Annotated in this window: 7 protein-coding genes; all 7 read left to right on the top strand. The window is 38.5% G+C overall.

Translation table 11 applies throughout. The features are described from left to right. Window positions 1-128 precede the first annotated feature (128 nt). The 7 genes from JJN12_RS10705 to JJN12_RS10675 all read left to right on the top strand — a co-directional run bounded on the left by JJN12_RS10705 (window position 129) and on the right by JJN12_RS10675 (window position 14,157). Window positions 129-1,649 carry an SMI1/KNR4 family protein gene (locus JJN12_RS10705; protein WP_208429673.1) on the top strand — a complete coding sequence of 507 codons (1,521 nt, stop codon included), beginning with the start codon at window positions 129-131 and terminating at the stop codon, window positions 1,647-1,649. 429 nt (window positions 1,650-2,078) lie between these two features. After that, window positions 2,079-5,063, top strand: coding sequence for an Ig-like domain-containing protein (locus tag JJN12_RS10700; RefSeq protein WP_208429672.1), 2,985 nt, complete (start codon window positions 2,079-2,081; stop codon window positions 5,061-5,063). Between the two features lie 12 nt (window positions 5,064-5,075). Further along, a complete protein-coding gene (locus JJN12_RS10695) occupies window positions 5,076-7,598 on the top strand; it encodes a leucine-rich repeat domain-containing protein (RefSeq protein ID WP_208429671.1) in 2,523 nt (840 codons plus the stop codon). A 14-nt stretch (window positions 7,599-7,612) separates the two neighbouring features. Then, the gene (locus JJN12_RS10690) at window positions 7,613-11,653 is read left to right on the top strand and encodes a S8 family serine peptidase (protein WP_208429670.1); all 4,041 of its coding nucleotides are present in this window, start codon (window positions 7,613-7,615) and stop codon (window positions 11,651-11,653) included. A 212-nt stretch (window positions 11,654-11,865) separates the two neighbouring features. Next, on the top strand, window positions 11,866-12,465 hold the full coding sequence (locus JJN12_RS10685) for a type IV toxin-antitoxin system AbiEi family antitoxin domain-containing protein (protein WP_208429669.1): 600 nt from the start codon (window positions 11,866-11,868) through the stop codon (window positions 12,463-12,465). Beyond that, entirely contained in the window at window positions 12,462-13,316 is an 855-nt protein-coding gene (locus JJN12_RS10680; RefSeq protein ID WP_208429668.1) for a nucleotidyl transferase AbiEii/AbiGii toxin family protein, read from the top strand. Before JJN12_RS10685 ends, JJN12_RS10680 begins: the two co-directional genes overlap by 4 nt. 232 nt (window positions 13,317-13,548) lie before the next feature. Then, window positions 13,549-14,157: a hypothetical protein gene (locus JJN12_RS10675; RefSeq protein ID WP_208429667.1), complete on the top strand. Its 609-nt coding sequence runs from the start codon at window positions 13,549-13,551 to the stop codon at window positions 14,155-14,157. Window positions 14,158-14,488 lie beyond the last annotated feature (331 nt).

Below are 14,488 nucleotides of genomic sequence, written 5' to 3'. Positions count from 1 at the left end.
AGAGGTATAAATTGAAATAAGCAAATAAAAAAATGTGACTTATTTCAATTTCGGTTGACAAATTGAAATAAGAATATAAAAACAACTGTAAACTGAATTATAATAACTAATTACTGAAAGGAAATCTTATGAAACCATTTGAAAACTTTGATTTTTCTCACTTTTGGGAGGATGATGAATATTCACTTGAGGAATATGTTGGCAAAGAGCCTACTGATGAGGAAATAAAGGAAGTTGAAAATGAACTTGGCTATAAGCTTCCGGCATCATATATAGAGCTTGTCAAAATACATAACGGAGGGACTCCTTATGCAACCTTGTTTAGCAATGGCAAGTATGCAGTGTATATCACAGGCATCTACGGCACTGATAAGGAGAAGATGAATTCTCTTTGTGGTGAGATGGGTAATGAGCTTTGGATTAATGAATGGGGTTATCCTAATATAGGTATTGCAGTGGCTGATACTATCTCAGGCGGCCATCACATGGTGTTCCTCGACTATAGGGAGTGTGGAAAAGAGGGAGAGCCTAAGGTAGTGCTTATTGACCAGGAGGATGATTTTAAGATACATCCACTTGCGGATAATTTTGAAGAATTTATAAAAGGACTGACTATTACCTCGCAAGAGATTACCAAGGAAGAATTTGCACAGTACAGTGATGAAATTAAAGAAAAGGTAATCTACAACTTAAGTGATGAGGGCGATACTGAGAGCGTTATAGAATTTCTTACTTTTACAGGAGTAGAGAACTTAAATACTACGCTAAAAGGACAACTAGCCAGAGCCTACAATAATAACGACCAGATAGAAGAGGCCATGAAGGTGCTTGATATGATTCCTGAAGAGGAAAGAGATGCTCTTTGGTATTACCGCTACGGCTGCTCTTATTCAGTCCTATCAGCAAACAATAATTACATGGTAGAGGAAGACATCTTAAATTCACTTGCCATGCTTGAGAAGGCTATGGGGCTTGCAAAGGATGATAAGGTTATTGAATATTGTATTGAAATTGTAGATTTTCATGGGTTTAAGGGAATACTTGAAGCTAATAAAGAGAAATTCCCGCTTGTTTACAAGCATTATAAAGAGCTTGAAGCTAAGCTTTTTGATTCAGAGTCCGGTAATTCAAGCAGTGGAAAGACCTACGCCAAAATCACTGTAGCGGATATAGAAAAAATGGATGAAATCTGGGGTGTCTTAGATCCGATTTACTGGACTGTTGATATATACGGAACACACGAAAACTATCTTAAGTCTGCTGAGGGCTTTACCTTGGAGCAGAGATACTTAAATGCAGTATCCTGGTACTTTATCGAGGTAAACAACGGAGGGCACCAGCAGTTTTTGGACAATTCTACAGGAATAGTCTGGGAAGATGCCATAAATGGGCTTAAGTCCTTTGATATGGGTATCTTTGCTGATAATTTTAAGAGGGTGATTGATGCCTTTGGAGGTAAGATTCCGTTTGACAGAGAAGAGCGCTGGAAGGCAATGGAGAGCCTTGAAGATGGCTTTGATGAGCTTCTGGAGGAGGCAGACAGCTTTGTATATGACACCTATGATTATGATAGTGAGTATGAGGTAAACTATGTAAAATCCCACCCTGATAAGTTTGTATATGAGGGGTATTATAATAAGATGGTGTAGTAAGTTGAAAAAAATATTAGGAAATATGATAAAGGTCGGACTTATGGAGTCTGACCTTTTTTTTGTAGGAAATTTCACTCAAATCTCCCTGCAATAAAAACTAGCTAGAAATTACGCTTAGGCGAATATTTAGATACCTCTTATGATACCCGCTACAGGCTTTAAATCCTGCCAAGAAGGATACTTTCTTGTGGGATTATTTACATTTATAGCAATTAACTATAAATACACATTAGGAATAGGCATTTTCAATTGGACTACATTAATACTGCACAATATACTATAACTATATGCATTTTAATATGTAAAACTTTGACAACGGTATAGGTGTCAAAAGTGAAAAAACGATTCAGGCTTACTTTGAAGAAATGAAGCTGAAGTAAGCCTGTATTAAATGGAGTCAAAAACTAAATCTGAACGGAGGTAGCAATGAAAAAGATTAGGGGCTTGGTACTAATTCTTATCGTCTTTAGTGTATTTCTCTCGACTTTCTCGACTGCTAGTGGAGCGAAGCTTACAAAGAAGACCGTAAGAAGGATGTCACAAACTGAGGGGAAGGTGGAGCTTACTTTATTTCAGCCGCAGGATGAGACTAGCAGCTATTTCAAAGTAATAGCAGTTGATAAGGCGGGCAAACGCTATTCTTTTAAGTCAGGTGAGGATTATATGGGTATGCCTCTAAGGTATACGAATCTTCCTTACGGTTCATATACCTTAGAGGCCGAGAATAAGGACATGTTCGTCTATGAGCCTGAGATTGAAGTTAATTCGGCTTTACTTAAAAAGGATCTCTATGCTTATGAAAGAGCATCGCTTAAGATTGTCTCTCACGGCTATGACAAGGGAGAACCGGAATATTCTATCTATGTATCTGAAACGGATTCTTCCTGGTCATATAAGAGGCTGTATTTTAAGCCTGAACTAATTCCAAGAATAAGCAGAGTGAAGGTAAGGCTTACTGACTATGATAAGGAAAACTATGTAGCAAAAGAGGTCGAAAAGACTGTAAATGTCAAGTCTAAGCAGGCAGTGGTTGGCTTTGATTTTGCAAAGAAACAAAATATAGTCAAGGTCTCTTCCTTTGATAAACAAAAGGTATCTGTGAAACTAAGCAAGGCAGAGGTAATCAAGAGACTTCCTGCAAAGGGAAAGCTAACACTGGAAGACGGAAGTGAAAGAGAAGTAAATATAACCTGGAATACAGCTGACTTTGCTGAGAATAAAGAGGGAGCTGTAAAGTTTAAGGGAAGCTATCCTGCTCAAAGTGACCTAAAAAATGTGATGGAATTTGAGATAGAGGTAGACCGCCTTGGAGAAAACAGCAGTGAGACCCTTATTGAATCAGTAGACAAAGTAGGGCAGATAGATGTAAAGTTTGGGACTACGAAGGAGGAGCTTGCTAGCCTTCTTCCTAAGACTATCCTAGTTAAGCTTAGTAATAAAAAAGAAAAGATAGAAGTGCCTGTTAAGTGGGAGCTATCTGCTTATGAAGCTGAAAAACCAGGCATCTATACCCTAAAAGGAAGCTATACCATCGAAGGCGTAGATGATTATCCGGAAGTAAAGGTAGATGTACGTGTAAAGGAAAAGGAAATTCCGCTTACTGAGGATGACTTTGTATTTATAAAGAAAGACGGAAGAGTCGTACTCAAAGACACAAAACCAAGTGGCAAAGATAAGGTTAAAAAATCAAAGAAGTTAGCCGTACCTACTACCTATAAAGGAGAACCTGTAGTAGAGATAGGCTCCGCAGCCTGCCAGTGGCTTGATTTTGAAGAGCTTGAAATACCAGATACAGTTGAAGTCATTGACTTCAAAGCCTTTGGCTATCACAGGCTTACTTCTTTGGTAATACCTGACTCTGTCCGTCAAATCGGTAAGTTTGCATTTTCTGCGAGACCTGATAAGAAGGAGCCAAGGATTAAAGAAGTAAAAATGTCTAAGAATATCGAGAAGATTGACGAAGGTGCCTTTGGATGGGCAGGATTTAGTGAAATCAAAGTCCCTGCTACCCTAAAGGAACTTCATAAGGAGGCATTTTACAAGACAAACGGACACCAGGATACAAAAAAAGTCCACGTCTATATCGATGGCTTCGTAAACCCTAACAACCTAAAAGACGGCATAACTCATATAATTAACCCTGCAAAGGTTAGCTTTGAGTACAGATATAAGGGGCAGATAGTTGGCACCACTAAGCCATCCTATCAGTATAAGGATAAGTATTATCATATAAATGAAGAGGCGAGAGTTTTACCGGAGGGTATTCCTTCAGGATATGAGCTTAATGCAACAGAGGTAAGCGTTGTACCGACTACCAAGGAATATGTGAAGGTTGTAGACCTGGTTAAACAGGGCGAGAGACTTGTAGCGAGGGAAGTCATACATCAGTTTAAGGATATTCAGGTTGCATATGGAACAGATAAAGAAGCTCTTAAACAGAAGCTTCCAGCAAAGGTTACAATAATTGACTCTTATAAAAATGAGCATATTGTGCCTGTAAGGTGGTACCTTGGCTCTTATGACGGCAAAAAGCCATCAGTTTATGAGCTAAGAGCGTCTTTTTCATTACCTGAGGGAGTTGCACAGAACCCTAAGTCGCCTGTTACCCTTGAGTACTGGATTAAGGTAACTGTAAAGGAAAAGGAACTGGAGAGGTCGATAAGCATAGAGTTTTCTTTCACAGGACATGTAGGCGTTCCTGAGCTGTATGCAGTTGATGACGCAGGAAAAGAGTATGTGCTAAAGCCTACAGGCAGCGAAGACTGGTTTAGTGTAAAGGTTCCAAAGGGGAAGTTTAGAGTACAGGTGGGGAATATAAATGAAGACTGGGTAGCGGTTCCTGCTTTCCTTGATGTAAATACCATAAAGCAAAATGCGACAGGAATTATGTCCGTAGAAAAGGGTGTGAGACTAAAGGTAAAAGCTGTGGATGAAAAGGGAAATACTGTGCCTGATGTTTCATTTAAGACAATGGTTCCTATCCTTGATGCACTGACCTATACCACGACTGAATATGAGTATGGAGAGCTCATACCATCATCACTTGAGGCAGCTGACAAGATTAAGGTTATGATTAAGGATGTGCCTGATGGATATAAGGTGATAGGTGACAAGGTGCAGATCATTCCATTCCCTAAGGCGTCTGACGAGATAGTATTTAAGCTCGGTAAGGTTGGCGACTTAGTTGAAGTGACAAATGAAGGGCGCTTTGTGCGTATTAGAATCCGCCAAAGTGGTAATGGAGGAAACTTCGTCATCAGAGATGCGGAAGGACAGCTGGTATATGTGGGCGTTCTTGAAGGAAAGGAGAGAAATATTTCTCTTCACCTAGAGGATGAAGAAGCAGGAGAATATTTCGTCTATGTAAATGTGGACGGAGTCGTGAAAAAGAAGTCAGTTAAGCTGCAGTAGGAGGAGGATACCATGAAAAAAATCTATTGGCTTTTACTGGCGGCATTTCTGCTCATACTAGTGATGACAGGGAAAGAGCCTGTGTATGCAGATACTGCCATCAATGTGAGCAAGCCGTCTCTAGAAAACCGGGCGATACAGAACCTTAAAGTAATAGTAAAGGACGACCAAAGTAGAAAACTTAGAGTGGACTTCATACTGGTAGATTATATGGAGCGCAATATCAATCTAACACGTATTGAAAAAAAGAGCAGTTCCAAGTACCCTGTAGAATTTGACGGCTATACCAAGATTGCAGAGCTTCCTTATGCTGTTAAAATCTGCGTTTGGGACATTGATACAGATAAGATAATAAAGGAAACCTCAGTGCCTATAAAGGGTGGCTACTACAAAGAAAAGGTGGAAAAGGTACAGGAGCTCAAGTTTGAGGTAAGGCAGTTTGAGAAATATACCCTGCCTAAGACGGCAAAAGCCGTATTAAACAATGGCAAGAGTGCCAAGGTAAACCTTGATTTTAAGGGGGCTTTGCTAGATACTTCAGTGGCTAAAGAAATTAAACTTCCTGTAAGAGTTTATTCTGATAAATACGAATATTCTGAGGAAATGGAAGCCGTGTTTACCATTATACCGATGAAGAAGATAAAGAGTATCCCTGAGATTACTGTAAGGCTTAAAAAGGGAGAAGATTATAAGCTGCCTGATACTGTAGAGGTTGTCTATGAAGATGAAACAAGAGACAGGCAGGCGGTAAAATGGAGCGGAACCTTTGATAAGGATACGGTGAAAGTCTATGAAATAAAGGGAAGTGTTCAGGGCACAGAGCTTAAGGCTAAGATTGTTATCACTGTTGAAGAGTTTAACCCGAATGCAAAGTATAGCTTTGTAGATAAGGCTGTTGGTGATGCGGCAGCTGATAAGTTAAATAAAAAGGTTACTGAGATTACTTATTCAGATTTGCTTACAATCAGGGATTTAAGCCTTACTTGGAGCTATAGTGAGATAAATCTAGCTGATATAAAGGAGATGAAGAATCTGGTTACACTTGATTTATCCTATAATCAGATTAGTGATATCACTCCGCTGTCAGGCTTAAAGAAGCTTAAAACACTGAACCTCTTTTCCAATAAAATCTCTTCAATTGATGCTCTAGCGGGGCTTACAGACCTAGAGGATGTAAATCTTGGAGAAAATTTATTTTCGGATATTTCTCCTCTTAAAGGACTTACAGGCTTAAAGAAGCTTAATCTCGTATGTAAAAATGTGGAAGATATCAGGGCTTTAAGATATACAGATGGGCTAAAAGAGCTGATGCTTGGCTCTAAGGTGCGTGACCTAACACCTATTGTAAAGTATAACAAAAACCTCGTAAAGCCTTTTGATATCAAGCTTTTGACTGTAGAGGATGGAAGCATACTACTCAATGCGCAGGTTGGTGAAAGCTTCTATCTGCCTTATGCAGTTAAAAAAGACGAAAACATAATCTTTGTAAACTGGGAAAAGATAAGCGGCGAAGTTGAAGAACATCTTGAAATAACAGGTCATTTTGACGGACAGACCATAATAGCAAGGTTTTCCGGGGAAAATGACAAGGACAATGAAATAGTAAGGTTTAAGGATAAGGTTTTTGAAGAAGTTATAAGATACAGTGTGGACAAGCCATACGGGGATATATTGTTTGAGGATGTAAAAAACCTACAGGTACTTGATCTTGCTTTTAAGGAAGTTAAGGATTTAAGCGGTCTTGAGTATCTGGTAGGGCTTAAAAAGCTTGGACTTTATGGAATCAAGGTTACAGACAAAGAGCTTAAAGTAATCAATACCATGCTAAGGCTCGAAGAACTTGATTTGGCAAACTGCGGAATAGGCTATGTAGGTGAGCATACCTTTGATAAATTAAAGAACCTAAGAGAGATAGTTTTAGACGAAAATCCCGGTATACAGATTGATAAAAATGCCTTTGCACAGAATACCTCTCTTGAAGACTTTATGGCAGAAGATTGTGGTATCTACAATCTGGACTGTTTAAGAAATGTAACCAGCATCAAAAGCGTGTTTGCACAGAATAACCATCTTCGTTCCCTTGATGCCCTCGCAAACCTCATCAAGATAAACTATCTTGCCCTAAATGAAAACCAGATTACAGATATTTCAGGGCTAAAGGGGAAGAGTCTGATTACTCATCTTATGATGAATAACAACCCGGTTTCAAATATATCAGCACTTGCAGATATGCCTCTTCTTAACACTTTTTATCTGAAAAAAGGAAGGCTTACAAGCGTAGATGCACTGAAAGACTTGAAGAAACTGGAGGTTGTATATCTGGATGATAATCAGATAGAGGATATATCGGCATTTAGAAATAGCCCTGTGCTTAGGCAGCTTACACTTGTAAATAACAGAGTGCGTGTAGTAGAGCCTCTTAAGGAGCTTAAGACACTGAAGGTACTTCATTTAAGGGGAAATCCGGTAGTAGATATCCTAGTGCTTAAGGATATATATGACGGACTTACAAACAAAGATTTCTATTTGCCATAAGGAAGGAGATATCTATGAAGAACAGGCTTTGGGTTAGCATCATATTATCCATTCTCCTGATATTTACTATTTCGGGCGTGCCCGTGGGGGCTGCAACCACTGATGGGGGCACACAGACGGAGAGGGTTTCAATTATCGTAAAGGGGAAAAAATCTGAATTTAAGCGTATAGAAGAGGTGGATTCCTCTGCCAAGCTTACAAGACAATTCTGGATAGTAGATGCTATTGTGGCTGAGGTAAAACGCTCAAAAATAGATGAATTAAAGGGAAAAGGGATTGATTTTGAGATTGAACAGGTCTTTACTCCACTTAAAGAGGAGAGGATGAAGACAGCTAATGAGGCTATTTTACAGGAGCTTAGAGAGATGGCAGAGGAGAAGGGCTTTGATGGAAGAGGGACTGTAATTGCAGTTTTAGACTCAGGCGTAGACATTAAGCATAAAGACCTATCTGCAGACATTGAATATCCTAAGCTAACAGCTGATAAGGTAAAGGAAAAGAAGCTAAAAGGAAAATATTACAATGCAAAGATTCCCTATGCTTACAACTATGCAGATGGAGACCACGACATCAAGGATACCAATGTAAAGTCGGCAGGCTATGGACATGGAATGCACGTAATAGGAATCATAGGTGCCAATGGACCTGCAAATGACAAGAGCAGGGTAAGAGGTGTAGCTCCACAGGCTCAGATCGCATCTATGAAGATATTTTACAACAATCCCAGAAAGGGTGAAGGAGCGCCTGAAGGTGCAGTTATCAGCGCCATCGAGGATGCGGTTTCATTAGATGTAGATGCAATGAACCTTTCCTTTGGAGTTCCTGCGGGCATCAAGGATAGCTCAGACCTTATGCAAAAAGCCATAAACGCAGCAAAGCAAAGGGGTATCCTGGTTGTATCTGCAGCAGGAAATGCTTATTATGCAGGCTATCCAAATGAGCCAACCATAGACAATTCCACCATTTCAGAGCCGGGAGTAGCAGAAGGTGCCATCTCTGTAGCCTCTTTTGAGAGTGAGCTGCAGAGAATCCACTCATTTACATTTAATGGCGAAACAATCAGATACACCAAGCTAAACGGCGACATCAAGAGTGCAAGCGGAGTGAAGCTCTCCGACTGTGGCAATGGAAAAGCAGAAGACATAAAGGAGAATCCCGGTATTGCCATTATCTACCGCTCAGGAGTACCATTCCTGGAAATGATTGAAAATGCCCATAAAAAGGGTGCCAAAGCAGTCATCATATACAATAAAGACGGTGACGATTCTTATGTAGAGAGCATAGGAGTGGTTGAGCAGGATATTCCTGTCATCTTCGTTTCAAATGCAGACGGTAAGAAACTTCTGTCAAATCTTAACATTTTACCTGATTTTACAGACAGGATGGGCGAAATCAAGAACCCTCTTAGCGGTATGAGTGCGTTTTCAGGCTATGGTCCTCTTAATGACCTTGAAATCAAGCCTGAAATAACCGGTATTGGTGGAACAGTTTATTCTACGGTGAATGACAATTCCTATGCGACTATGGGAGGAACATCAATGGCTTCTCCTTACGTGGCAGGTATAAGTCTTTGCTATATGAATTACCTGAAAGACAAAAACATCCTTTTTACTCCTGAAGATATCACATTTGCAATGATGAATACTGCAAGGATATTAAAGAATAAAGAAGGTCTTCCATTTGCTGTACGCAGGCAGGGTGCAGGAATGATAGACTTTGAAAATATGAAGAAGCAGGAGATAAGGTTAGGCTACGACGGAAAGCCAAAGGCATCTCTAGGTGAGATGGACAAAGAAAAGGAATTTTTAATAAAGGTTAAGAATACCACGTCTCATAAGGCAACCATAAATCTCTCCCACTCAGACATACTTACAATGGATGTTTCAAATGCTAAGGAGAAAGTCCTTGAAGGCGCTAAGATATCCTTTGAGCCACAGAAGCTTACACTTGAGGCAGGAGCAACTGCAGAGGTTAGGGTAAAGCTTAAAGTAGAGTCGGTAGCTGAAAACTATGTCGAGGGCTTTATAATAGCAAATACCGATAAAACTCAGGCTAACATCCCATTTTTAGCCTATTCGGGAGACTTTAAGAACCTTTCGGTATTCGACAGGAACTTTTATGAGCCAAAGTCAAAATACAAGGAACAGGGCTTGTACTCAGAATACCGTGTTGGAGGAAATAAGGTATTACTGGTTCCTGTAGGAGGTAAGAATCCAACTGCTGAAAACATGGGCATAAGCCCCGGAAACGGAGACGGTATGCTCACTGCCCTGCCTAAGCTGTCTTTCCTAAGAAATGCAAAAGATGTGAAGTTTTATATCGAGGATGACAGGCACAAGATGTTCACCTATATATATGCTACAGACTATCTAAGGAAGGAAGTTACAGCTACGCAGAAAGAAAAGTCTAAAATCTCAGAGCTGTGGAGATGGAGTGGAACTTATTATGATAAGAAAAAAGGACTTAAGATACCAGCGCCTGAAGGGCAGTATTACTATGTTGTAGAAGCCTTTCCTGTTGTGGAAGGTGCCAAAAAACAGGTGTTAAGATTCCCTGTCAAAATCGATAAGACTGCGCCTATAGTCAAATCAGGCACCTTTATAACAGATACCGATGTGTGTGAAGTCACGATGACAGGCGAGGATAGAGGGCTGTCACGTACAGATATATCACATTTTGTATTTGTAATAGATAAGGACGGATATAAAGAGGATGACAATACGGTATTTTACTTGGAAAAACAAAATGATGAATACCGCAAAATCCTGCATTTGGATGGCTTAGAAAATGGTATTCATAAGCTATATGTCGGTGCCATAGACTATGCAGGGAATATGGGAACCACAGACGGCACAATCATTTCCGTGAAAGATTCACCTGTTAAGCTTACAGCAGATAAAAAGGAGGCAGAGCTTAAGGAAAAGATTGAGCTTAAGTATGGTATGCCTGCTGCTGTAAGATACAGGATTTATCTAAATGATACAACCAAAGTCTTGGCAGAAACTAAGGAGACTGCCTATGAGTTTAGCGTACCTGAAGCAGGGAAGCAGACCTTGATAGTCGAGGCTGTAGATGAAGCGGGTAAAAGCCTTGGTGTAAATGCAGTCGAGATCCAGGTAAAGGAGCAGGAGGCTAAGCAGGATTTTGAAATAACATCTTCCCATAATATTGAAAACAATAAGGTAACTACTACTTGGGATATAATTAACAATTATGGGCAAAGAAAAAATGTAACTGTGATTACCTGTGTCTATGGCAAGAACAATAAGCTCTTAAATATGACTGCCAATACTGCTTATATCGAAGCACTTTCAAATGACAGGGTAACCAATGTACTTAAGATACCTAAGGACGCTGTTAAGATAAAGAATTATGTGTGGGATGACTTTGAGCAATTAAACACCATAATGAAGGAAGAAGTCATATCGCTACAAAAAGAAGATGAAGGCAGTGGAGGAAACAGCGAAGGTGGTGGTACTGGCGGTGCCGGTGGTAATAACGAGGGTGGTAACACAGGTGGCAGTGGTAATATAGGTGGCAATATCGGTGGAGGCGGTAATAATAGCATCCCTGTAATCCCTGTATTACCTGTAATTACTGAGAACTCTAACACAGATAATAACAAGCCTAACTCCGAGGTAAAAAAGCCTGATGAGACTGCAACTGTGACCGAAGGAGAAACCCCTTTATCTGACATTAATGACAGCACAAAGGGCAAGGGAAAGGCTAATGCCACCAAGAAAAAGTATGAGTTAACCATGATAAAGTCTAAGGCTGTCCTTGCAAAAATTGCAGCAAAGTACAAGAAACTCTTTACTAAGAATGTTTATAAGATAAAACTGCTTACCATAAAAGCAGGAAAGCAAACCAGGCAAAAGATAGAAATAAGGCTGCCTTATAAGGGAGTGGTAAAGGGATGCAAATTCTATGTAGTTGACATCAAGAGCGGAAAACGCTATGCTGCAAGGTATGACAAGAAGAAAAAGGAGCTTGTATTTAAGACAGATAAAGCAGGGAAGTATGCTTTGTTAAGGGTAAAAGTGAAGAAGAAATAGATACTAAGGATTTCAAGAAGTGGCTTGCAATGCAAGTCACTTTTTTTCAGGAGCACTTAGCGGAGCCTGTTTCTAAAGGGTTTAAGTTTTTATCTGTTCGGTTGCGACCTGTGGATAGGCAAAATGTTTCGCTACCACCTATACGACAATTTCAATATTGACTTTTATTCTTATAAATATTATAATTTAAGAACAAAAAGGTGGTGATATAAATGACGAAACGTGAACTTCTGCTAAAAAAAATAAAAGAAAATAATGGAATCATAACTACCAAAGAAGCCCTAAATATTGGGATTTATAAGGATATCCTGAAAGAATTAACTATAAAAGAAGAGCTTGAAAAAATAGCAAACGGACTCTACGCTCTTCCAGATGAGAGTATTGATGATTATCTTTATTTTTCATATAGAATTCCCAAAGGTATTTTTTCTCACGAAACATCAGCATATTTACAAGGATTATCTACACGAATGCCCCTTGCTTATGTGATGACTGTAAAAGTAGGAGACAATGTCAGTAGGGTTAAGTCTGTAAGAGATAATATTATTTTTAAGTATGTAAAAAAAGATTATTATGATATTGGGAAAATGGCTATAATTAGTCCTTTTGGCAGAGAAATATCAGTGTATGACAAAGAAAGAACCATACTTGATATTATCAAAGATAAGGACAGAATAGATTCGCAAGTATTTAGCGAAGCAATAAAATCTTACTTTGCAGATAAGGAGAAGAATTTATTAAAACTGTCGAAATATGCCATTAAGATGAATATGGAGGAAGATTTAAAACTATATACGGAGGTGCTTTTATGAAAACATCGGAACAGATTAAGGGAGCGATTAGGAATATATCTAAGAAAACGGGTGTTAATCCGAATTCTCTTCTCCAGATGTGCTTGTTTGAAGGAATACTCGAAAAACTCTCTAAATCAAAATATAGTGAAAATTTTATATTAAAAGGTGGACTTCTTATTTCGTCTCTTATAGGTGTTGATATGCGTAGTACGATGGATATGGATACTACGGTTAGAGGAATTCCACTAAACGAAGATTCTATATCCAATATTTTAAATGAAATTTTAGCGATTGAAATTGATGCTGATATTGAATATAAACTGATTAAATTATCGCCCATAAGACAGGAAGATGTGTATGAAGATTTTTGTGCGAGCATATCCTGCGTTTTTGGGAAAATAAATGCAACCTTAAATATAGATATAACAACAGGAGATGTTATTACACCAAGAGAAATGAACTATTCCTATTCAAAAATCATAGAAGGAGGAACAATACCTATTATGACATATACTATAGAAACTATACTCGCTGAAAAATTTGAAACTATTTCAAGTAGAAATATTACCACAACAAGAGCAAGGGATTTCTACGATTTATACATGATATACAGCATTTATAAAGATAAAATCAATAAAGACACATTAAGAAAAGCAATAGAAAGAACGAGCAAATACAGAGGTTCTTTGGAAATGGCTTTACAGTATAAAGAAATAGTTGAGTTGTTCAAGGAAAGTGAAGCCCCAAAAGAGCTGTGGGGAAAATATGTACAGAACAACTTATATGCTAAAGACGTTGATTTCTTAGATACTATATCAGTATATAAAGAAATAGGTGATGTATTAAATATTAATGATAATATTAAATAGTCATATGGTGTGGTTATTAGGATGTACGTTTTGTTATTTGAATAATCAAGTAAAAAAATATAATGAGATAAGAACTTCAAGAAATGACTTGCAAATACAAGTAATTTTTTTGCCGATTCTGCAAAAAAATGGGCGATTTCTGCAATGGATATTGTAATTAGAATAAAAGATGCTATACTACAATTAGAGAAAGCATGAGGAACGTAATAAAATTGGAAGGTAAACGATTATTATGAAAAAATCAATCGATTTATTACTCATACTCATTACAGTGGTTTTCGTAGTATCCTGTGGTCGTTCATCAGGAGGCAATGTTGTTACACTTACATTCCCGGTAGATGATTATGCAAAAACAGAGTTTAATACCAAGGTGTACGCTGAAGAACCATTTTCAGTCTCATTAACTCTTCCTAATGGCTGGAGTGTAAAAAAGCAGGAAGTAGTAGAAGATAAGTTTAAGCTATTGCCTGTATTCTCTAAATATAATATCTTAAATGAAGATAAAGTTTTGGTCGGAGTTGCAGGCCATAATAAATATGAGGTTTACGAGGGTGCAGAGAATGAACCGGCAGCTATTTATAATCAGATAGCTTTGGGAAATGATTATCATTTTGATGTTAGGGACACTTACAAAGTAATAAATGAAACCGAAACTGGAGTTACTGCTGTTACAGATGTGTATTATTCAGCAGCAGTAAATGATGGAAAAGAAAAGCACAATAAGGGAATTGTATCGTATAACAAGGATATGTTGGTTTATGTAGCCTTTGAGTTTGACCAAGGAAGGATTACTGATGAACAATTGGAAAGTGTGGCAAAGAGCATTGAAATCAAACGGTGAAAATAAATCTATTTTTCAATAATGCTGCCAGACTTAAAGAAGTGATTTGCAGGATGCAAGTCAATTCTTTGCAGATTTTCGCAAAATATGGCGATTTCTACAGTGGTTATCGCGGCTTTGTTATGTATATCAAAAATCTTAAAACAGGAGGCAAGAGAAGATGAAGAATAAGTTGTTTGCCATTATTCTAGTATGCGTCTTGATTGTTGCAGGATGCTCTACTTTGATTACTTCCAAAATGATAGCGAGGGGAATCACCGATGATGCATTGTACAATAAAACGCACGCCATATTGATTGTTTCAAGTGTTTTGACACTCATTGCGCTTATT

The organism is Catonella massiliensis (assembly GCF_016651435.1).
Classification (GTDB): Bacteria; Bacillota; Clostridia; order Lachnospirales; family Lachnospiraceae; genus Catonella; species Catonella massiliensis.
This window is presented reverse-complemented; position numbering and strand designations above follow the sequence as displayed.

What these genes read in the sequence shown, in the direction of transcription:
- JJN12_RS10685 (WP_208429669.1), top strand. Translation starts at nt 11,866, where the DNA reads ATGACGAAACGTGAACTTCTGCTAAAAAAAATAAAAGAAAATAATGGA.
- JJN12_RS10675 (WP_208429667.1), top strand. Translation starts at nt 13,549, where the DNA reads ATGAAAAAATCAATCGATTTATTACTCATACTCATTACAGTGGTTTTC.
- JJN12_RS10680 (WP_208429668.1), top strand. Translation starts at nt 12,462, where the DNA reads ATGAAAACATCGGAACAGATTAAGGGAGCGATTAGGAATATATCTAAG.
- JJN12_RS10700 (WP_208429672.1), top strand. Translation starts at nt 2,079, where the DNA reads ATGAAAAAGATTAGGGGCTTGGTACTAATTCTTATCGTCTTTAGTGTA.
- JJN12_RS10705 (WP_208429673.1), top strand. Translation starts at nt 129, where the DNA reads ATGAAACCATTTGAAAACTTTGATTTTTCTCACTTTTGGGAGGATGAT.
- JJN12_RS10690 (WP_208429670.1), top strand. Translation starts at nt 7,613, where the DNA reads ATGAAGAACAGGCTTTGGGTTAGCATCATATTATCCATTCTCCTGATA.
- JJN12_RS10695 (WP_208429671.1), top strand. Translation starts at nt 5,076, where the DNA reads ATGAAAAAAATCTATTGGCTTTTACTGGCGGCATTTCTGCTCATACTA.